Annotated in this window: 19 protein-coding genes; all 19 read right to left on the minus strand. The window is 48.4% G+C overall.

What is annotated here, in order from left to right:
• Positions 1–112 precede the first annotated feature (112 nt).
• The 19 genes from HMPREF9446_RS16070 to trpB all read right to left on the minus strand — a co-directional run bounded on the left by HMPREF9446_RS16070 (position 113) and on the right by trpB (position 21,932).
• Entirely contained in the window at positions 113–991 is an 879-nt protein-coding gene (locus HMPREF9446_RS16070) for a glycosyltransferase family 2 protein (protein ID WP_009126798.1), read from the minus strand.
• Positions 992–1,004: 13 nt separating this feature from the next.
• Positions 1,005–1,628, minus strand: a complete 624-nt coding sequence (locus tag HMPREF9446_RS16075; protein WP_009126799.1) for an acyltransferase — start codon at positions 1,626–1,628, stop codon at positions 1,005–1,007.
• Positions 1,588–2,817: a glycosyltransferase gene (locus HMPREF9446_RS16080; RefSeq protein WP_009126800.1), complete on the minus strand. Its 1,230-nt coding sequence runs from the start codon at positions 2,815–2,817 to the stop codon at positions 1,588–1,590. Before HMPREF9446_RS16080 ends, HMPREF9446_RS16075 begins: the two co-directional genes overlap by 41 nt.
• Positions 2,818–2,821: 4 nt before the next feature.
• Positions 2,822–3,946, minus strand: coding sequence for a glycosyltransferase family 4 protein (locus HMPREF9446_RS16085; RefSeq protein ID WP_009126801.1), 1,125 nt, complete (start codon positions 3,944–3,946; stop codon positions 2,822–2,824).
• A gap of 8 nt (positions 3,947–3,954) precedes the next feature.
• Positions 3,955–5,151 carry a glycosyltransferase family 2 protein gene (locus HMPREF9446_RS16090; protein WP_009126802.1) on the minus strand — a complete coding sequence of 399 codons (1,197 nt, stop codon included), beginning with the start codon at positions 5,149–5,151 and terminating at the stop codon, positions 3,955–3,957.
• A 12-nt stretch (positions 5,152–5,163) separates the two neighbouring features.
• Positions 5,164–6,603, minus strand: a complete 1,440-nt coding sequence (locus HMPREF9446_RS16095) for an O-antigen ligase family protein (protein ID WP_009126803.1) — start codon at positions 6,601–6,603, stop codon at positions 5,164–5,166.
• Between the two features lie 8 nt (positions 6,604–6,611).
• Positions 6,612–8,780: a GumC family protein gene (locus HMPREF9446_RS16100; RefSeq protein ID WP_009126804.1), complete on the minus strand. Its 2,169-nt coding sequence runs from the start codon at positions 8,778–8,780 to the stop codon at positions 6,612–6,614.
• Positions 8,781–8,785: 5 nt separating this feature from the next.
• Positions 8,786–9,622 carry a TolC family protein gene (locus HMPREF9446_RS16105; protein WP_009126805.1) on the minus strand — a complete coding sequence of 279 codons (837 nt, stop codon included), beginning with the start codon at positions 9,620–9,622 and terminating at the stop codon, positions 8,786–8,788.
• 38 nt (positions 9,623–9,660) lie between these two features.
• On the minus strand, positions 9,661–10,827 hold the full coding sequence (locus HMPREF9446_RS16110; RefSeq protein ID WP_009126806.1) for a sugar transferase: 1,167 nt from the start codon (positions 10,825–10,827) through the stop codon (positions 9,661–9,663).
• A 20-nt stretch (positions 10,828–10,847) separates the two neighbouring features.
• Positions 10,848–11,207, minus strand: a complete 360-nt coding sequence (locus HMPREF9446_RS16115; RefSeq protein ID WP_009126807.1) for a response regulator — start codon at positions 11,205–11,207, stop codon at positions 10,848–10,850.
• Between the two features lie 183 nt (positions 11,208–11,390).
• A complete protein-coding gene (locus HMPREF9446_RS16120; RefSeq protein ID WP_009126809.1) occupies positions 11,391–13,943 on the minus strand; it encodes an LruC domain-containing protein in 2,553 nt (850 codons plus the stop codon).
• 215 nt (positions 13,944–14,158) lie between these two features.
• Positions 14,159–15,199 (minus strand): asparaginase, encoded by a 1,041-nt coding sequence (locus tag HMPREF9446_RS16125; RefSeq protein ID WP_009126810.1) that lies wholly within the window; start codon positions 15,197–15,199, stop codon positions 14,159–14,161.
• A 50-nt stretch (positions 15,200–15,249) separates the two neighbouring features.
• Positions 15,250–16,029 (minus strand): tryptophan synthase subunit alpha, encoded by a 780-nt coding sequence (trpA, locus tag HMPREF9446_RS16130; RefSeq protein WP_039969859.1) that lies wholly within the window; start codon positions 16,027–16,029, stop codon positions 15,250–15,252.
• 116 nt (positions 16,030–16,145) lie between these two features.
• Complete coding sequence (locus tag HMPREF9446_RS16135; RefSeq protein WP_009126813.1) at positions 16,146–16,769, minus strand: phosphoribosylanthranilate isomerase; 624 nt, start codon at positions 16,767–16,769, stop codon at positions 16,146–16,148.
• Between the two features lie 45 nt (positions 16,770–16,814).
• Entirely contained in the window at positions 16,815–17,636 is an 822-nt protein-coding gene (gene trpC / locus HMPREF9446_RS16140) for an indole-3-glycerol phosphate synthase TrpC (protein ID WP_009126814.1), read from the minus strand.
• Between the two features lie 6 nt (positions 17,637–17,642).
• Positions 17,643–18,644 carry an anthranilate phosphoribosyltransferase gene (trpD, locus tag HMPREF9446_RS16145; protein ID WP_009126815.1) on the minus strand — a complete coding sequence of 334 codons (1,002 nt, stop codon included), beginning with the start codon at positions 18,642–18,644 and terminating at the stop codon, positions 17,643–17,645.
• Between the two features lie 42 nt (positions 18,645–18,686).
• Positions 18,687–19,307 (minus strand): anthranilate synthase component II, encoded by a 621-nt coding sequence (locus HMPREF9446_RS16150; RefSeq protein WP_009126816.1) that lies wholly within the window; start codon positions 19,305–19,307, stop codon positions 18,687–18,689.
• A 23-nt stretch (positions 19,308–19,330) separates the two neighbouring features.
• The gene (locus HMPREF9446_RS16155; RefSeq protein ID WP_039969864.1) at positions 19,331–20,737 is read right to left on the minus strand and encodes an anthranilate synthase component I family protein; all 1,407 of its coding nucleotides are present in this window, start codon (positions 20,735–20,737) and stop codon (positions 19,331–19,333) included.
• Positions 20,738–20,753: 16 nt separating this feature from the next.
• Complete coding sequence (gene trpB / locus HMPREF9446_RS16160; protein WP_009126819.1) at positions 20,754–21,932, minus strand: tryptophan synthase subunit beta; 1,179 nt, start codon at positions 21,930–21,932, stop codon at positions 20,754–20,756.
• Between the last annotated feature and the right edge of the window lie 197 nt (positions 21,933–22,129).

Consider the following 22,129-nt stretch of genomic DNA (forward strand, 5'->3'; position numbering starts at 1 on the left):
TATAACAATCCCAGAGCATTCGCTCAATAAAGTTGATTTTTTAAAGAGCCGTGTTCAGAAAGGGGGGATTTGCTTTCGTTTTTCTTGTCTTTGTTTCTTGATTTCTGTATCCTTAATGTGATTGGGCCGTTATGCCGCTGAATGTGCCGCATAACGTGGCTTTCGAAAGTTTGAATTGCCCGTGAAGCAGATGGCAGATAGCTTTCTTAGGGGATGCCAGCAGGCAAATGTAGAAACATGCCAGCAGTTTTCTTATGCCATCCAGATTTCTGCGTGCAAATAGTACTCGTGCGCGCGACATATAAAATTCTCTCAGTGGCGTACCTCTTTGTGCCGTCATGCTTTCCTTATGATAGACCACGGAGGCGGGTTCGTACCAAAGTCTGTATCCGGCACGGCGTATCCGCACGGACCAGTCTATCTCTTCATAGAAAAGAAAGAAAATGTCGGTCATGGGACCTACCCGTTGCAGTACGTCCCGGCGCACCATCATGGCGGCACCATGCAGATAGGGAATTTCACGGGGAGAGGAGTATTGCCCGTGGTCCGGTTCTCGTTCTCCTATCATCCGGTTTCGCAGGGTAATGGGGGAGAGGGGAGTGAATCCGGCAAATTGTATGACGTTCATATTACTGCCATATTTCAACATCGGTGATACCCCACCGTTCTGTCGGTCCTTGAGGCGATGTACTAATTTTTTTAATATCGGTCCTGTGATGAAAGCGTCGTTGTTGATGAAGAAGAGATAATCGCCTTCTGCCACTTTCAATCCGGCGTTGTTTCCTCCTGCAAAGCCGTTGTTGATATTCTGCACGACTTTAATCTGAGGTTTGTCGGGATACTGTTTCTTGATTTTTTCTGCCTGGGGAGATTGAGAACCGTTATCCACTACAATAATTTCGTAAGGATAGGTCTCGTTTTTCAGAAATGAGTCAATCATTTCGCAAGTGTCGGACAAACCGTTATAGTTTACGGTAATGATGGATACCATTGCATTGGGTTGTTTATTGTTTTATCCATTCTTTCTTTTCAAAATCATATCGCTTGATTACTTTTGCGGGGTTTCCTACGGCTACCGAGTAGTCGGGTATGTCTTTAGTGACAACGCTTCCGGCTCCTATCTGGCAACGGCATCCTATATGTACGCCCGCTACAATCACAGAGTTGGCGCCTATATGTGTATCTTTCCCTATAATTACTTCTTTTTTATCAAGAGGCTGTATGGAGGAATTTTGCGTTCCGTCTTTATATCCGTGATTGAACCCCGAAATAAAGACATGCTGCCCTAATCCGGCACCCGACTGTATCGTGACTGGGCCTATCACTACGGAGCCGATACCAATGCGTACCCCATCTCCCAATATCACATCTCCTGCTCCGTTGTTGACGGTAGCAAAAGTCTCAATAACCGTTTCTTTTCCCATGCGGAATTGTTTCCAGGGAAAAACATCCATACGTGAAGGACGGCGTATGATGCTACCTTTTCCTCTGCTGTGAACCAGTGGATTCAAAAAAAACTTGACCCATAATCGCGGTTTGGGATTTCGCTGGGGGGTGATAATCCAGATTGCGAAATCGTGAATCTGTTTATTCTGCTTGATTTTTTGTTTTAGTTTGGATAGTGACATATTGTTGGGCTCTTATTATATAATCATATAACTTTGACACACTGTTTTCCCAAGTGTGTGTATGCGCAAATTCGATGCGTCTCTTTGTTGCATCCGGATTGTGCTCTTGCAATGCCTTGCGGATGGCTTGTATATATTCGGAGGCTCCCAGGCAATTCAAAACATAGTTGTCGAAAATCTCCATCGTTTTGGTTCTTGTTGCTACCACGGGTTTGCCTAACGCCAGATATTCGTCCACTTTGCGGGGATAGTTCCCGACGGTGATTTCATTGATTAGCTGCGGATTGATGCATATATCGAAATGCGACATATAGGCTACTGTCTCTGCTTGTTGCTTTGCTCCCAAAAAGAAGACATTCTTCAGTGAGTGCAATTTGTGTGCCTTGAAATAGTCGTCTTCTCCACCCACCAAGACCATTGAGCATTCAGGAAGTTTTTTTGCCGTTTCATACATAAGGTCAGCGTCTAAGCGGCGGGAAGTAATCCATCCCATATAACCGATGATGGGGCGTTTGATGTCCTTCATATCTTCAGGAAGCGGATAGTTACCGTCTGCTTGGTAATTTTTCAAGTCTACGCCTTGACCTATGTCGTAGCAATGGGTATTATAGGGGCTGACTGCCTCTGCCAGTTGCCGTGAGTTGGCGACTATCAAATCACTTTTGCCGCACAATAGCGGCTCTAAGCGTGGAGCGTGTTTTTTCCAGAAAGCACTGACCATATTGTCTCGCCTGTAATAGACGGACAGTGAGGGTTTTAAAAAGTTTTTGGCATAGAAACTGCGGTAGATGTCATTGTCTATGAAAAGAATATAATCCTTGAATCCGATTGAACGGGCCGTGGAAAGGACGTGATTGTATATTTTCCGGTTATTCAGTTTGTTTACCGCGTCGAATAAACATCCGTCGGGAAGACTGTTCACCGGATAGACAGTGAAAGGGCAGTCCAACACCCATAGGTTGGATGAAACCTGTCTGACCCCGTTTCCTTTATTCTTTCTGAGGTTCTTGATGCGTTGTACGTTGGCATCCTCAGGATGTCTTAGGTAATTCAGTTTATCCACCGGCGTGTTTATATAGAGTACACGGTTGTGTCTGGCTATTTCCATGGCTATGTCTTTGGCGTTGCTGCCAATCGTGATGTCCCACGGTTGCATGCCGCTGATGATGAAGTCTCGTCCTGTAATCATGACATCAGATATTTATGGATTGATAAACTTTCAGCAGTTCTTCTGCGGTTTTTGTCCATGAGAACTGCCGCGCCCTTTGCAGGCCGTACTCTTTTTGCTTCTGGTATAAATCCGGTTGCTGTTCCAGTTCCAGTAGTTTGCCGGCAATTTCTTCCGGTTTGAAGGGATTGACGGTCAGCGCGCCGCTTCCCGCCACTTCGGGCATGGCGGAGGTGTTTCCTGTGATGACGGGCGTGCCGCATGCCATGGCTTCCAGCATGGGAATACCGAAACTCTCGCGCAACGAGGGGTAGAGAAATGCAAAAGCTGCGTTGTAGAGTGTGGCGAGGTCGCTGTTTGGAATGTAACCGGGGAAGTGCAGGTATTGTTTGATATCGTTGATGCCCTCCTGTTGCAGCAGTTGGTCTATATAGGTTTCCTTGAGGTCGGCTATGAGCAGAGGACGTTTTATAATGGACTGTTGCAGATACAGGCTGTACGCCTTCAGCACACGTGCCGCATTCTTTTTGGGATCGGTATTGCCCAGAAAGAACAGATAGCCCTTTTGGGGGATATATCGCTGCACAATATGCAGATCGGTGTCCGGCAACGGGTGGAAGTGCGTATTGTAGCCGTTGTAGATGGCGGTGATACGTTCGGCGGGAATATGGAGCGTCTGGCGGATGCGGTCGCACTCAAAGCGGGAAACGGTGATGATTTTCCGGCATTTCTTCAGAATGCGGGGTACTACCAATCGGCGATAATGCCGGCCCATTTCCTGATAGAGAGAGGGACTGCGGTGTTGGCGGGGTTCCAGATAGATGATGTCGTGAAGCGTCAGCACCAACGGCACGGGACACCACAGTGGTGCGGTGTTGGAGGTGCAGTGCAGCAGGTCCGCTCCTAAACTCTTGACGGCAAGCGGTAGCGCCACTTGCTCCCAAAGCGGATAGCCACCGGGGCAGCTTATCTCTACAATGGACAAGTTGGACGAATTTTCCAGGCAACGGTCTTCACCCGGAGCTACAAGCACATAGTATTCGTTGCCGTCCTTCTGTTTCTGCAATTCGCGGATAGATTCCAATGCTACGAAATCCATACCGTGTTTGTTGGCGCGGAAAATGCGCTGGGCTTCAATGGCTATTTTCATAAGATTCTTTATTGGGCTTTTCTTTTTTTCTTGAACTGCAGGACATGACTGAAAATGGATTTGAACATAAGGACGGGGAACGCCCATATCGCTTTTCTGAAGCGCAGGGCTATCTCTCCTTCGGGCAACGCCATGATAAACGTGAAGCCCATGGCGGCCGATAGCAGGTACCACTTGGGGCAAAGCGTCCAGTCTGTGACGGTGGTGACAACTGTGAAAAAAAGGATAAGCGCTATCAGCAGGAAGCGTGAGGGGAGCAGCCATTGGAACAGTTTGTTGCAATAGTCCCATTTGCCTTTCAGAACCGCCATAGGAAGGTGCCTGATGGCAAACAGTCCGCTACTGTACTGCGAGTGAAGCCATCCCAGTCGGCGGGCTTCGTAGCCGTCGGCGTTTTCTTCTTTCTTGCTGTAGCACACCACTTCTTCCATGTATTCTGTATAAATATTCTGTTTTAAGAGGGCTATTTCCGTCGTTTTGCTGATGTCTGATCCTCTCAAGGTGGGGGCTATCTCATGAAACATCTTGAAGTCAAAAGCCATGGCCGATCCTATTAAGGCTGCCGAGAGCCCCATGCGGGTATGTCCTTTACGGAAAATGTTGTTGTTTATTTCTTCACTGGTGGCATTGAGCACGGCAATGTCGGTGGTCAAGTTTTCGGTCATACGGTGTGCCTGCATGGCATCGCAACCGGAGTAATAGGCATTGTTGAATAGACATAAGGCGTTGGAGACCGCTTTGTTGTCGGAATTGAAGATGACTATCATGTCATACTCGTCGGGAGAATAGCGTTCCATGACTTGTTGGATAGCATAGACTTTGGTACATCGGTCATTATCCGGAACCACAATGTTGACGGGCATTTGCAATAATGTCATCAAGTCTTCTTCAGGCAGTCGGGTGGCAGCTACGGCTATGTCGTATTTTTCGCGCGGATAATCTTGGTTCTCCAGAAAGTGGCTGACGGATTCTATGACTTCTTTCCCGTCGCGCAATACGGTAAACAGTACCAGGAAGCGATGCTTTATCCTGCTGGCAGGGTAGGGGTTTCTGTACCGTCCCAATGAGAAGAGGGCACAGACAAACAGGTATAGTACCGGTATGGCCATGAAAAGGAACAATATGGAATCTGTTATTTGCAGTGTATTGTTGTTGTCGTTCATCCACCAGCCCGGGTTGAATATGGAGAAGATATCAAGATTCATGTTTCCGTTTATTTAGTTTGTTATATTTTGTCTGTGAATGCAAGCGTCTATCCGTTGTCCGTTCAATGTTGCAGCCAAGAAAGTGAATACGATGATCTGGGTGGGGAACTGATTGAAGAAGGCATTGCCATAGGCGCTGACCATCAGTCCGAACACACCGCACAGCATGGCTGTGAGTATTCCCCGGAACTCTTTGTTCTTGATGCGGAACATCACTATGTAGCATGCCCGCAAAAGACTTGTGATAAGTACTCCCAGATATAGTGAAAGGCCGACTATTCCGGTTTCCATCCATAGTTTTACGTAGGTGGAATCATGGGGGATAACTGTGGTGACGCGCATGGCGAAACGTTGCGCTTCCACACCGCCCAGCCCCAGGCCTTCACCGAAAGGACGTTTTTTGAGATATACCGCCAATTTCTTCTTGTTTTCTGCACGCACGTTGTACGAAGCGTCTTCCGTGGGATTGAAAGCCGTACGCATGCGGCGTATCATGGGGTTGTCCTGGCCTATGTAGGTATGGGCGAAGAATATGTAAATGCTGATGCCGAGCAGACCAGTCATCAGCATCATACTGACTTGCTTGTTTATCAAGGCGAAAAGTAGCATTCCGCCCAACGGGACGGCTATGGCTCCGCGGGTTCCGGAAAGGAACATGGCATATATTCCCAATGAAGCGACGATGGCGTAATAGATTTTATACCGCTTTTCGGGAGTATAGAAGGCAATGATGCCGTAAAGCACACCGGCCATACCCATATTGGAACCGAGATTGCCTGCATCCGTAAAGAAAGAGAAGTAGCGGGTACCCGTAGCGATGATGTGTGTTTTGGCACCGCCTTGGGCGAGCCATACTTTCTCTAAAGAGTCGAATCCTATATATTTCTGGATAAGAGTTTTCAACACTGCCAGCAGCACCAATATAGATAAGATAAAGACAAGCTGTTTCACGTACTTTAGCCGGTTGATGAGCACGCTGCCCAAAAAAGCGGTCAGAAGCCCGGTGTATATGATTCCTCGTGAAGCGCTCCATGCCTCGAAAGTGGCAGTGGGATTGGCTACTTCAAGAAGACAGTAGAGGCTCCATAGGAGGCAGCCTGCTGTAAGTATGTTTCTACCGTTCTCCCACGGAAGTTTCCGGCTTAGTATGGAGTGGGTCAGAGCGATAAACAGTGTGCCGAACAAACCGACGTCCATGATTACGCTGAAACCGGATAACTGGCCGTAGCGTATGATATAGTTGATGAAGTAGTTGAGTATGAACAGCCCATAGAAGGCGACTACCGGGAAACGCAGCGTCTGTATCAGGTAATACAAAGCCACCGGAAGCAACATGACTGCGATGACTCCGGACAGGCTTCCGCTGCCGGAGCAGATCGCTATGACTGCCAATCCTGTGATAAGGCCTGCATAAAGTAGCAGTTTGGGTGATATGTATCCTTGTTCTATCATCTTGGCTTTTATTTTACCGCTGCCTTGTGGGAGGTCAGTCCCAATTGGGCCAGATTACTGAGGAAACTGTGCGCAGGGTTGTAAGGTGGAAGCGGACCGGTGAATGATTCCACTACTTCACGGTCGGCATTGTTGAGGTAGAGGTAGAAAGGTTTCCCGGACAGTGTTTTCCGCAAGGAACGCAAGCGTGCGTCATCCTTGGCACTCCATAAACGCGCTGCATTGGCTATCAGTAAGTTGACGTCCGCAGTGGCTAGCACGGATTCCGGTACTGTATGGTGGCACAGAGCGGGATATTCTACCAGCAGTATGTCAGGAATCTTTTCGGCTTCATTCTTTTGCCAGAAGTCCGACAGTTGCCGGGCCTGTACATATTTTTTGTCTTCTATTTCAAAATCCGACTGATGGGTGACGATACGGACATTCAAGCTTTCTGTTCTCCAATAGTCGGCAAAGTACTTGGCAAGGAACGATTTCCCCTCCCGTTCTTCCATGCTGAGCAGGTTGATGACAGTCGTTTTTCCCGGTACGAGATATTGGTTAAGTTGCTGGCAGGCGTATGCGGCTGCACGGCGGTTGCATGCTTTGAGGAAACCGCGGAACTTCAGGTTGCTGATTCCATTGAATGCAGCGATTACAGGTAGTCCGGTAAGCCGCTTGCTACGTTCTACGTCCCGTAGGGTTCTGTCTATGAGTTCAACCAGCAAGGAGAGTCCTATGATAAATATCAGACTGCCGAAGAAAGCGGCAGCGATGAACAAGGCTCGTTTGCGTCCATTATCAGTCAGAGGATACTCCGGAGGGGTAATGATTTGAAGGTTGCTGGTACTCATTTCAATATTTTTCAGACGGAGACGAGCCTCGGATAATCCACGGAGGACTTCGCGGTAAGTATCTTCCGCAATGCCCACCGCACGTTCTTTACGGTTTACTTGAGTACCTACGGGAGAAAGCGCCTTGTAGCCTTCACGGATATCTTCCCGGCGTTCGTCCAGAACTTTAAGCTCCGCCTTGGCCTTGGCTTCATTGATCACCGCCAGCAACCATTCATTGACCATATTCTGGATACCGACTCCTTCCTTGGAGAAAGCATATTCATTGATATTGTCGGACAGGCGGCTGATGTTGTCCTCTGCCTGTTTCAACTCGCGTTTGCTTTTCAAAAGCTCTTCATTCTTACTATGTTCTGTATCGGTAGTGAAGATTTCTTGTTCCGTAATCTTCTCGTTCAACTTGCTGACCTTGTCCAATTCTTGCAATAGGTTGGTATTAGTACGCATCAGGCGGGCACGTATATCCATTTTCTTTTCCAGCATGTCGAGTAAGGCTCGTGCCCCTGCGTATTCTCTTTTGGTGAGTTCATAGCGGTCATCCACTTCATATTTGGTAATGGCGAGGGCTTTGGTCTGTTCTCCATAGTTAATGACTTCCTCTTGTACGCTGTAGCGCATCAAGTCATCCTCCTCTTTGGTGAGAATGCTTTTCGCTTTTTTTACTTGTTCTTCAAAGTAGGCTATTACATTTCTGGTCGAACTGAACCGCAATATCTCATAAGCTTTGGTCAGTTCATCTTCCAGAAGAATAAGAGTGTTCTGAGTGATACCGGGGTCGCCGCAAGTATAGGTGATGTCTATCAAATCGCTGTTGCCAAGACGTTTGATGACGATTTTACTTAATGCATTATAACTGAAGAAAGGACTTGTAGGCCGACTGAAGAGGGTGAATACGAAATTACCTTGGTTGGGCTTGCGGTATTTGAACAGGTTTTCGGTGGTTTTGCTGACCGACTCGCGGTCAACCAATGCAAGAACCTCTTTCGGTGTGTTTTTTATCAGTTGCCGGTAATGCTTGGCAAGGAGGTAGGGGGTGTCTTTGTTTTCGTCGCCATGAACCAGACAGGTGGCGAGCAGGCGGACGGAGACTTTTTCCAAAGTTCCTTTGGATTTACCAATGTTAATGATATTGTCGAATGTGCTGTTGATTGAGAAAAAATTGAAACTTTCTTCTGTAACGGCACTTGCGTTGGTCACACCTGCATAAATACTGCTGTTTACTGTGTAGCTGAACGGTAAGAATTGGGTGAAATAAATCACCAAGGCAGTTACAATGAGACTTCCCCATAACATTCGGTAACGGATGCGGTAAAGAAATAGGGATATGAACTGTATTACATCCATAGGGATTATTTGTCTTTGATGATTTTTACATTGGTCAGCATCTCCAGCAGGATGATGGCGTTGTGGAGGCTTACACGTGCCTGTTCATATTGTACCACGGCAGTAGAGCGTCTGCTCCTTTCTAAGGAAAGGGAGATGATGTCGATAGTCCCGTTGATGAAGTTATTTTCTGATATTTTCATTTGGGCGTTGTAGAGTGCGGCTGATTCTGCTTTTGCCTTGATGGTTGCAAGTTGTTCTGTCACGGAGTTATAAGCATCAAGAACTTTCAGCTTGCGGTCTTCCATGACCTCCTCTTGTGTATATTGCAACTGCTCAATGTCATACTTGTATTTTTTCAATTTTAGGGGACGATTGAATAGATCACTGAGGCTGACACTGATATTGGCTCCTACATAGAATGAATGACGAAAACTGGATGTGGAGGTCTGATACCAATTCTCGGTAGTAGTGCTGTTGTTGTCGAGCATGTTGTAGTAACCGTAGGTGTAATTGCTGTTCAGACGGAAGTAGTTCCACCAGTCTCTTTTTTGAAGGCGGTATTCGTTTTTCACTTGTTCTACCTGGGACTGGGCGCGTTTCACGCTGGCGTTTTCCGTCACCGCATCCAAAAAAGCCGAAAGGGGAGGCAGTTCCAGATTGTTGATCTCTTTGGAAATCTTGTCTGTACTTTGGGGTTGAACGGCCTTTTCTAATTCAGCGTCACTCTCTTTCAATAACTGTAATGTTTTGATGCGTTCAGAACGTGTCATATCTTGTTGAGCTACAATATTGCCTGAATAGCACAACAAAGCAAAAAATATGATTTTATATGTGTGAGCCAGATTATGTTTATTTCTCATTCTACATTTCATAAAGCAACAGGAGGTTTTGAAAATCATTATACATTCTCTTTCTGTACAAACGCCGTCGCTGTTCTGAGCAGAATCTTCATGTCCATCCAGAATGAGAAATTCCTGGCATATTTGATGTCCAGTTGTTTCCGTTCTTCAGCGGACATTTTTCCGGCTCCGCCACGTTTTTCCACCTGCCACAGCCCTGTCAGCCCGGAAGGTGCCATGAAGCGTTCCACGTAGTCGTCGCTGGTCAACAGCTCTGCCTCGTAGAGGGGCAGGGGGCGGTTTCCTACGATGCTCATGTCTCCATTCAGGACATTGATGAGCTGGGGCAATTCATCAATGCTGTATTTGCGGATGAAGCGTCCTACACGGGTGACGCGCGGGTCATTTTCTATCTTGACAAAAGCATTTTGTTTCTCTTGGGATTTCTTTTTCAGGAAATCTTCTTCCGAAATCACGAAATCGTCCGATATCAGTAAGGTGGCTTCTTCCTCCTCACTCCCCACAAGGTCCTCAAACCGGATATCCGGTTTCTCGTCAGCTGCCTCTTCTTCCATCTTGTACTGGTTCAGAGAGTTCAGTTCCTTCAGATGCTTGTCCGCATTGGCGTACATGGAACGGAACTTGAGAAAGTTGAATATGCGGTAATTACTCCCGACACGTTGTGACTTGTAAATGATCCTTCCCCTGCTTTCCATGCGGATGGCTATGACTGTGGCTATAAGCAACGGTGACAACGCGATGAGTACCCCTGCGGCAAAAAAGATGTCAAACAGCCGTTTCCACAAGGGCAATCGGAATTCGTTGAGCGACTTGCGGTGATACAAACTGAATTCCTGCAGCTTGCTTTCCTTGCGTGTTTTGAGAAACCGGGTCATTTGCCGGATCGAACTCTCATTTGCTTCGGGAGGTAGCGTATTGTTGACCCCTGCCTGCAGGTAGAGCCTGCGGTCCCGGTCCTGCAGCAGTTTCGTGATGAGAATGATATAGACACGGGGAAAGCGTTTGTGCAGGAAGGATATGTTCCTGCAATCCTCTTCCGCGTTGTTTTGCTCATAGAGAATGGAGGTGTTGTACCGTTCGCGGATACCGTCGATGACCTTTGTCGCTTTGTTGCAGGACGGGACAGCCATGAACATACCGTCTGTGACTTTGCTCAAGTGGTTTATGATGGTATGGTCGTTCCCTATGTAGATATAATATAGCATATCCTTGTTATGATGGGAGTTTAGAGATATTTCTTGATACGTGCCTTCAGTTCCATGGGGTTGAAAGGCTTCAGGATATAGTCTTCGGCACCGGCATTGAGCAGGTTGATCCGTTCTGTAGTACTTTCTTCACTGGAGAGCATGACAACAGGGATGTGCCTGAAAAGGGCGTTGCTTTTCAGATAGCATAAAAATTCACTGCCGGTCATTCGGGGCATCCGTATGTCTGAGATGATAAGTGCGGGTTCGTTTCCTTCGTTCAGCCATTCTATGGCTCTGATGGGATCTTCCACATATACTAAATCGTTTTCTTTTCCTAAATAGACAGAAAGTACCTTACCTATGGCAGGTTTGTCATCTACAAATAATATTGTTTTCATTGTTTATGTTATATACCTTGTTTGCTATAAACAAAAATACATGTTATTATTATCTTTTTATATAATTGGTAATAAAAACAAGAATGCATTAATGATTATTAACTGTTTCCTCCAAAAGTGTGAGAAGTCATACCGTCTGATGTTGTTTCACACTTTGAGTGAGGAAGTAAAAAGTACGGATCTCTAATCTTCCTTTATAGGAGACAACTGGGTCAGAGGGTATATTTCTCCGTTGTTATAGTTGTACCATTTTCCGTTTCCGCTTTCATCTCCGTCTTCTTTGCCGCCGGTGGTCACCCATTTCTTGAAATAGGGATATACGGAGGAAATCTTGTAGTGCTCCATAGGCCATGGGAATTCGGTAGGGATGACAACGGCCCATGCCAGATTCTCGTTGCTGACATAGTATTGGCCTTTGGTCAGGGACCGGTCATTTCCTTGGTCGAAATATCTGGTGTTTGCCAGTTCGGTAGGCTTGAAACCAACCACATGCACTTCGGTGCGTAAAGACTTGACTGTGGCGGGGGATGTGATGGCGAAGACGTCTATATGGTTGATGTTGAAGGCGTCTGCCTTGATGCCTGCCGAAGCGGGGATTTCCATAATGATATCGAATCCTTTGGTATCGTATTTGCAGTTGACCCCGTTGGGCAGGGTATTGATGAACGGGCCATTTTCTTTATAGTCATCGTTTCCCCATAAGGTGAGGTGGGCGTTGTCAAAGAGGATGTAGGTAGGGGCGTTCTGTCCTTTTTCAAAGGAACTTGCCGTACCGTTGACCGTGAATTTGTCCGGTTGCAGGCCGGCTGGCAATTGAAGGAAACGGATGCCGGCTCCCAAGGTTTTGGATGCTCCTACGGCACGGACTTCTATCCGCATTCTAAGACGCGTTACGTGGTTGTCACCGTTTAGCTGGAGTTTTTTGACCGGCATCACAAGGACGAGGTCATTCAGTTCGAAGTCTCCGTATGCGGGCCAGTTATCTTCGAAGGCAAAGGTATAGACATTGCTTTCACCTGTTTCTATCGGAAATTCAGGATTAGTTGGCGTACTGCCTTCATTGCCGTCATAAATGATGCCCGCACACGTTTCGACGGTGTATTTTGATGCATCGGTGCCGACGGACGAGCAGTGGGTCTTTGTCACTTGCCAGTCTTCACTTCCTAACGGGTAATAATCGGTCTTGTTGTCTTGCCAATTGTATTTACGGACATATTCTTTTCCAAGATCCAGGATCAGGCCATTGAATGTGTTTTTACCGGGGTAGTAAGTTTCCGCGGCTTTTATCATGGAGAGGGAGGTTCCTTCACCGGTGCATGTTCCTGTATTCCCGCCGGTGAGTTTTTCGGCCAGAATAATGGAACTGTTCTTCAGTATGGCCTTTGCGCTGTTGTAAAAGGTGAAGTTTTTGACCGGTTTCCACGTCTTTCCATCCTGTGGTCCTGTGATGGAGCCATTGTCCAGTATTAGTGTGCCGCTGAATACAAACAGGTCGGATATGATGAAGGTACAGGCGTTGTATATGGAGCTGGCTCCATTGTTTTGAGTGTCGTATGTATTCAGAACGATTGTTCCATGATTGTTGACGGTAGATCCGTTCATGATGGAGGTGGCGTGAATGGTGGCGTTCCCGAAGTTGTTGAGGATAGCGTCGGAATTCCCGTTCATTTGGATAGTCAGTTTGTCTGCCGGATGAACGGTTCCGATTTTGCCTTGATTGTCAAACTGTGCGGAGACCAACGAAAGCAGGCCGGTAGCTTTGATTTCTCCTTTGTTCAGTATCTGGCTTGTACCGGCATGGAATTCTTTACTTGAGACAGTGGTACCGAGGTTGTAGAATCTCACGCTTCCGGCTTGTATTTCTATTCTTGTTTTTCCTGTAAATATACCTTTATTATAGAACTCGGCTGATTCTTGCAGCTTTGCATGGTCTGTTGTCAGCACGTTGAAATTCTTGATTCGGCTGGCCGATTGGGCTGTCAGGGATGTGCAATCCGCTTGTCCGTCGCTTGAGACGGTCAAGGTTGCATTATTCTGCAATGTGATGCTTTTCCCGCTGAAAGTTCCTTGAATGTAAATGTTGACTCCCTGTCCTGCCGTGATTGGTTGGCTGAAGGTGGTACCGGACTTTATGAGGTAGTTTCCGGCATTCCATAAGCTGCATCCCCATGGATAGTCCTCATTCTTCAGTTCCTTGGCATCTGCCGGGATAGCCGGCTCCGTATATGACGGGTCGGCAATGGCACTTTCTGCATGTGCGGTGCCGTAAGCGCGCGTGTCGGTCTGTGCGATGTACGGCTTGCAGTGCAATGTCCCTCCATGTTCCGGGACTTCGTATTCGTAAATTTCTTTACGCTGTTTCGGGTCTGTCTGCCGGATATACAGGCGCTTTATGGCGTTGGATATATTGATGCCGGCTGTGTAGTCGCTGCCGCCTTTTGCCATTCCGGCTGCAATGGGAGTGGCTGCCGGGTCATTCAAAGGATTGGCTGTAAACACTTCTATCAGATAATTGTATCGCCCGTTGAATTCATCCTTGACCGCAACATTCAGATTGATGGAGTTGATCATTGACCAGTTAAAGCCGTCGGGAGCAATAAAATCTTCTCCTAATGGGTTTTCCTTGGGCTCTGTTTGTATCCCTCTCTCGGGATCATACACATCCTCTGTACAACCGGTAAATGTCAATGTGCATGCAATGGCGGTCATTGCCGAAAAATAATTTAATGATTTCATAAGCTAATCCGATGTGCGTTTTTATCTTTCGATATTGTTTTGTTTGCCTAAAATAATCAAGTTTTTGATTCCTCACGCCACAAAATTAGGCATATTCTTTGGAATATAGCTTGTGATAATTGTTTTTTTTATTCTATGAATAAGTGTTTCTTGCCAAAAACAGGCTTTTTAACCTTTGGAAAAGTTGTATATGCTGTTCATATGGTCCGGCAGGCTTAGTCTTTGGTGATTTCGCCTGCGAGGTCGGAGTTCATGCGGTAACGGATTTCTTCTTGTGTCAGTCCGTGTCCGAGGAGGAACATAAGTTTGGTGACCGCACATTCGGGAGTGCTGTCGTAACCGCTGATCACACCTGCCTGAAGCAGATGAAGTCCGGTTTCGTAACGTCCCATTTCTACAGCACCGCTTTGGCATTGGGTGATGTTGACAATGACGATTCCACGTTCCGAGGCATCCTTCAATTGGCGGATGAACCATTCCTTCTGGGGGGCATTCCCGGAACCGAAAGTCTTGAGGACTACAGCTTTCAGCCCCGGAACGTGCAGTACGGAGTTGATGATACTTTCCTGTATGCCGGGGAAGAGGGTGAGCACCACGACGTTGGTATCGAAAAGGTAGTGCGGCTTCATGGAACGTGACGGGTCCGGGCGGCGGATCAAATGCTCGTTATAGCGGATATGAATGCCTGCTTTTGCCAGGGCGGGATAGTTGAAGGAACGGAAAGCGTTGAAATTCTCGGCATTGATTTTGGTTGTCCGGTTGCCCCTCATCAGTTCGTTTTCAAAAAAGATACATACCTCGGGAACTGCGGGGGTACCGTCAGGATTCTTGGCAGCGGCTATTTCGATGGAGGTGATGAGGTTTTCCTTGCCGTCGGTGCGTAAGGTACCGATGGGAAGTTGCGAGCCGGTAAGAATGACGGGTTTGGAAAGATTTTCGAGCATGAAGCTGAGGGCAGAGGCAGTGTAGGCCATTGTGTCAGTGCCGTGCAGGATGACAAAGCCGTCAAAGCGGTCATAGTTGCGGTGAATGATTTCGACAATCTTTGCCCAGAAAGAGGGCTCCATATCCGAAGAATCGATGGGAGGGTCGAATGGATGTGAGGAGATGTGATAGTTGAAACGTTTCAATTCCGGAACATGTTTGAGCAAGTGGTCGAAATTAAAGTTTTCAAGGGCACCGGTTTCCGGGTTTTCTATCATTCCGATAGTTCCACCTGTGTAAATCAATAGTACGGAAGGGCAATTGGCTTTCATAAATATTGTATTTGCGTTCTTTTCGGGGCACAAAGATAGTGAAAAAGTGATTACCTTCCGATTTCTTCCTTCAGTTTTTTTATCGCTTTTTCAGTGTTCCCACCGGCTTCATTGAGCAAAGTGACGAAACGGCTGCCGATGATGGCACCGGAGGAGTTGCTGCAGGCAGCGTCAAATGTCTGTTTGTTGCTGATTCCGAAACCCACCATGAGGGGATTGCGGAGATTCATATCCTGTATCTTCTTGAAGTAGGCCTGCTTTTGGATGTCGAAGTCTTTTTGGGCGCCGGTGGTGGCTGCACTGGAAACCATGTAGATGAAACTGTCTGTATGGGCATCAATTTCGCGGACACGGGATTCATCGGTTTCGGGAGTGATGAGCATGATGACCCGTATGTCACATTTCCGGGCAATGGCCTTGTAACTTTCTTCGTAATCCTTGAAGGGGAGGTCGGGGATGATGACACCGTCGATGCCGCATTCGGTACACTTCCGGCAGAAATTCTCGAAACCGAATTGCATGATGGGGTTGAGGTAGCCCATGAGGATGAGCGGGATGTGGACGTCACGGCGAATGTCCTGCAGCTGTTCGAAAAGGAGGCGGAGGGACATGCCGTTCCGGAGGGCGCGGGTGGCGGCGTTTTGGATGACGATGCCGTCAGCCATCGGGTCGCTGAACGGGATGCCGATTTCTATCATGTTGACTCCGTTCTTTTCAAGGGTACGGATAACATCGGCTGTACCTTCCAGGTTCGGACAGCCGGCACAGAAGTATATGGACAGCAGATTCTTGGGGCTGTCCTGGAAAAGTGGGTGGATGCGGTTTACCATTGTTGTTTACGATTTTATGATTTTACAATTCTATGATTTTATGATGTACCGTTTACGGTTAGTTTTATTTGTGATTTTTATCTGTGAATCTGATTCTGGTCGTAAACGGTACATCGTCAAATCGAACTTTCTTTCAGTTCTCTCAGAAAGGTTTCGATACGCTCTGTGTCTTTTATGCCCGGCGCCGTTTCGAAGCGGCTGTTGAGGTCGATGCCTGCAAAGCGGGAATGACGGAATTCCTTGATGGATTTTGCGCTGTAGGGATTGATGCCGCCGCTGAGCAGAAAAGGGGTGGGACCGCTGTAGCGGTACAGCAGGTTCCAGTCGAACTGGTTGCCCGAGCCGCCGTAGCAGGGTGTTTTCGTATCGAAAAGATAGTAGTCGCACAGACCGTTGTAGCTTGAGGTGGCGAGCAGGTCTTTCAGGTGAGAAATGGAAAATACCTTGATGAGGCGCAGGCCGTGGCTTTGCAGGGAGCGGCAATATTCGGGTGATTCCGTTCCGTGCAGCTGGATGTAGTCCAGACTGAAACGGTCGGCATACATCAGGATATTCTCTTTGTTTTCGTTGACGAAGACACCTACACGTTTAGCGTGTGTGGGCAGGTACTCGGGCATTTCGCACAGGCAACGGGGAGATTTGGGGTAGAAAATAAAGCCAATCATATCCACGCCCAGTTGTTCTACATTGCGGATGTTCTCCGCTTCGGTCATTCCGCATACTTTGATAAGGGTAGCCATGGTGTTTTACTGTTTATCGGTTTATGAATAATTAATAATTATTTTTTACAGTCTGTCACTGACCTTTATAAACTCTTTCAGTGCATCGCCCGGACTTGCTGTTTTCATGAAGGTTTCACCGATAAGGAAACCGTGGAAGCCGGCAGCACGCAGGTTGTGCAGAGTGGCGGGACTGGAGATGCCGCTTTCGGATACCAACAGTGGAAATTCCGTTCCGTTGGTAGCTTCGCGGAGTTGTCCGGCTATTCGGAATGAGTTTTCCACATCGGTGGTGAAAGAACCGAGGTTACGGTTGTTGACCCCGACCATATCTATCTCCTTATTTATATAGGAGAGTTCTGAAGGGCTGTGAATTTCAAGTAGCACCTCCAGGCCGAGCTCATGGGCAAGGAGGGTGAGGTCATTGCATTGCTCCGGGGTGAGGCAGGCTGCAATGAGCAGCACGGCATCGGCGCCGACAATACGGGCTTGCAAAAGTTGATACTCGTCAATGATGAAATCCTTGCGCAGGATAGGGATATTGACCAGCGGGCGTGCCGTGCGGATGTCACGCAGGGAACCGCCGAAGAATCTTTCGTCTGTAAGTATGGAGAGGGCAGAAGCGCCGCCGGCTTCGTAGGCTACGGGAATCTCTTCCGACCGGGCGCTCTCGTTAATCCAGCCTTTGGAGGGAGACCGGCGCTTGAACTCGGCGATGATGCCTGTGGCTGAAGCGGCAAGGGCGCTTTTCATACTGCGGCAGGGCGTAGTGCCTTCATGTAGGACGATGGCAGCTTGTCCGCGCAGATGCTGCAAAGAAACGGCGTCTTTCTGTGATGCGATCTCTACTTTCTTGTGGGCAATTATTTCGGATAAAATATCTTTCATTGTTAATCAAATATGGCTGTTAATCTCTATGAATTTCTTCAGTGCCTGCAATGCCCGCCCGCTTTCCAGGGATTCGCGGGCAATGGCGATGCACTCTTCAATCTCTTTCTCCGGCTCCATGATCTGGATGGCAAACGCAGCATTGACAATCACGCATTGGGTCTGGGCTGCCGTGGCACAGTTGGCCAGGATATTGTCGAATATGCGGGCGGCATCTTCCTTGCAGGCTCCCCCCGAGAGTTCTTCAGGATGGGCGTCCCTGAAGCCAAGCGCCTGCGGGCGATAAATGCGTTCGTAGTTGCGGGTCATCACCTTGAACTCGTCAGTCAGTGAAATTTCGTCGTAGTTGTCAAGGCTGTTGACTACGGCAAAGTCGATACCTAATTTGTAGAACACGTGGGTGTAAAGCCGCATTTGCGAGAGGTCGGCAACTCCGAGCAACTGATAGGAGGGCTGGCAGGGATTGACCAGCGGGCCGAGCAGGTTAAATAGAGTACGTACCCCCAATGCCTTGCGGACAGGCCCTACCAATTTCATGGCCGGGTTGAACAGTTGGGCGTGCAGATAGGCAATGTTGCACTCCTCCATACTGCGTTTCAGAATGTCGGGATTGTTGGTGAAGCGCACTCCGTGCTGCTCGATGACATTGCTGGCACCGCTGACGGAAGTGGCGCCATAATTACCGTGCTTGGCAACTTTGTAACCGGCACCGGCTACAATGAAACAGGCGCAGGTGGAGATGTTGAACGTGTTCTTGCCGTCTCCTCCCGTGCCCACGATATCTATAGGCCGGTAAGGGGCAAAGTCTATCGGAATACGTGTTTCCATCAGTGCTTCACGGAATCCGGTGAGTTCGTCAACCGTGATTCCGCGCATCTGAAATGCGGTGAGCAGGGCGGCTATCTGCGCTTCCGGGTACATCTCCCTGGTAATATTCAGGAGGATTTGCTTGGTTTCCTCCGAAGTAAGTTCTTCATGGTTGAAGAGACGGGACAATATTGCTTTCATCTTGATATTTACAGTTAAAGTTACTCCTTTTTGAAATGCCGTTCATTTGAAAAGCCAGTTCTTCAGGATGGTTTTCCCGTCCGGAGTCAGTATGGATTCCGGATGGAATTGAATGCCATGAATATCATATTTCCGGTGCTTCAGTGCCATGATTTGCCCTTCGGGGCTGAGGGCGGTTACTGCCAACTCTCCGGGGAATCCTTCCGTATCCACTACCCAGGAATGATACCGTCCTACGGGAATCTCCTCGGGTAAGTCGCGGAAGATGTAGTCTTCTTCGAGCATGACATTTCCTTGGGTTCTCTCTTCGATTTCTCCTTTTTTCTCTTTACAGTTTCCGGTTCTCACCTTCGTCTGCACTCCGTGGAATACCTTGCTCAGGTTGACAAGTTTTCCTCCGAATGCCTGGCCGATGGCTTGTTCGCCGAGGCAAACGCCCAGTATCGGTTTCCGTCCGGCATAAGTGCGGATGGTATCCAGCAGCAGTCCGGCTTCTTCGGGAATGCCGGGACCGGGCGAGAGTATGATCTTGCTGTAGGGAGCCAGGTCTTCAAGATTGAATTGGTCGTTGCGCAGAACGTCTGTTTCTACGCCGAGTTCTTTCACCAAATGGGCAAGGTTGTAAGTGAAAGAGTCGTAATTGTCTATGATAACTGTTTTCATTGCTGATTATTATTGGGGGTTCGTTACAGGTTGTCACTTTCTGCCATCTCAATCGCCTTTTTCAGTGCACCGAGCTTGTTGTTGACCTCTTGCAGTTCATATTCATCATTGCTTTTGGCTACAATACCGCCTCCGGCCTGGAACCAAAGTACGCCATTGCGGCTGACGAAGGTGCGGATGGTGATGGCTTGGTTCAGTGAGCCGTTCAGGCCGATGAACCCGATGCAACCGCCGTAAGCGCCGCGGTTGTGCGGTTCCAGTTCGCTGATGAGTTCCATGGCACGTACTTTCGGTGCACCGCTCAGAGTGCCGGCAGGAAAGGTGTCGATGAAAGTCTTGATAGGGTCGGCATCTTCATTCAGCGTGCCGCTGACACGGCTGACGAGGTGAATGACGTGGCTGTAATATTGCATCTCCTTGTAGAAGTCCACCTTTACTTCCCGGCAGTTGCGGGACAGGTCGTTGCGGGCAAGATCCACCAGCATGACGTGTTCGGCATTCTCTTTGGGGTCATCGTGCAGGTAACGGGCGTTGATGGCGTCCTGAACGGCATCTCCGGTGCGTCTGGTGGTTCCGGCGATGGGGTCGATATAGGCATGGCGTCCTTCGATGCGGCAGTGGGTTTCGGGTGAGGAACCGAAGATGCGGAAACCGCCAAAGTCAAAATAGAACAGGTAGGGGGAGGGGTTGATGCTGCGCAGGGCACGGTAAAGTTTGAAGTCATCGCCCACAAAGCGTTGTTCAAAACGGCGGGACAGGACCATCTGGAAAACGTCTCCTCGCAGACAATGGGCTATGCCTTGGCGGATGTTCGCTTTATGCTCTTCGTCGGTGAGCGGAGAGGTGGTTTCACCGACGGCACGGAAATCGTATACGGTGTAGTTGCGGTTGTGGATGGCTTTCTGCACGGTATCCAGTTCGCTGGCTTCACCGGGGGCAAGCATTTCAAGAAGCATCATCTCGTTTTTGAAATCGTTGAAGATGATAAGGTATTTGTACAGTATGTAGAGCATGTCCGGTGCGTCATTGGTTGCCTCTCGACTGTCCTTGACGGGGATATTCTCAAAATAGCGTATTGCGTTGAAGGAAGTGTATCCGTAGAGTCCGCAATAACGGCTATACTCGCCTTCCACGCGGAAGCGGCCCAGAAAATCATTAAGGGCGTTTTCCACACGGTATCCTTCTGTTACGGGATGCTCCTCACGGGTACCGTCGGGCAGACGGAAAACGGCGATACCGTGGTCAATGCTGACGCTTGCCACCGGACAGAGACCGATGAAAGAACGGTTGTTTTCGCTGCTATGATAATCGGAACTTTCCATCAGGGCGCTCTGTGGAAAGAGATCACGTACTTTCAGATACGTGCTCACCGGAGTATGCAGGTCGCCAAGTACGGTGCGGCTGACTGTGGCATATGGATATTGTTTCATTGCCTTCTCAAATAATTTATAATTCAAAATTCAAAAACGTCTCTACATCCTTGTCCCCTCTTCCCGAAACGGTCAGGACCACCACATCTTCCGGTTTGAATTTCATCTTTTCCAGTGCACCGAGTGCATGGGCACTTTCGAGTGCGGGGATGATGCCTTCCAACTTTGTCAGTTCATAGGCAGCCCGGATGGCCTCGTCGTCATTGACAGAGAGGACAAGGGCACGCTTCTGTGCCGCAAGGTTGGCGTGCATGGGCCCTATGCCCGGATAGTCCAGTCCGGCAGAGATGGAATAAGGTTCCTCAATCTGCCCGTCCTCATTCTGGATAACGTATGTGCGTGCACCGTGGATGATGCCCAGTTTGCCGAGAGCGATGGTGGCGGCGGTCATGCCCGTTTCTATCCCTTTTCCGCCTGCCTCGGCAAGTACAATCTGCACGCGTGGGTCATCTATGTAATGATAGATTGTGCCGGCCGCATTGCTTCCTCCGCCCACGCAGGCAATGAGATAGTCGGGGCATTCCCGTCCTTCGTGTTCAAGGAGCTGTTTCCTGATTTCTTCGCTGATGACGGATTGGAGGCGTGCCACCATGTCGGGGTATGGGTGTGGCCCTACGGTAGAGCCTATGACGTAGTAGGTGTCCGATGGATGGCAGCACCAGTCACGGATGGCTTCATTGGTGGCATCTTTCAGCGTCATGTTGCCGCTGGTGACCGGGACTACGGTTGCTCCCAGCATCTTCATCTTCTCCACATTGACGTGCTGGCGCTCCACGTCGGTCTTGCCCATGTAAACAATGCATTCCATGTTCATCAGTGCACAGACGGTGGCCGTGGCAACTCCGTGCTGTCCGGCACCGGTTTCGGCAATGATACGGCGCTTGCCCATGCGGCGCGCCAGAAGTACCTGTCCGATACTGTTATTGATTTTGTGGGCACCGGTGTGGTTCAGGTCTTCACGCTTGAGATAGATTTTGCAGCCGTACTTTTCGGACAGGCGGTGTGCCGGATAGAGTGGGGAAGGACGCCCTACATAGTCACGAAGCAACTGGTCGTATTCATGCTTGAAGTCTTCACTTTGCAATACCTTGAGATAGGTGTCCTGCAATTCATCTACACATTTGTGAAGTATCTCGGGGATGTATGCTCCGCCGAATTCTCCGTAATAACCATCTTTGTCAACTAAATAACTCATAACTGATATTTGAAGGTGTTGATTTAACGAAAAAAGCCCCGTCGCTTGGTGCGACAGGGCTCTTTCTTATTCCTTATAATATATTACATATATACATACGAGCACTGCTCCCTTACGACTGCCGGAGTTGTAACGGGTGCCACCACCAATATGTATTTACGAATCTTGTTTTCATTGTCTTTTTTTGTTTTTGACGG

Source organism: Bacteroides fluxus YIT 12057 (genome assembly GCF_000195635.1).
GTDB lineage: Bacteria > Bacteroidota > Bacteroidia > Bacteroidales > Bacteroidaceae > Bacteroides > Bacteroides fluxus.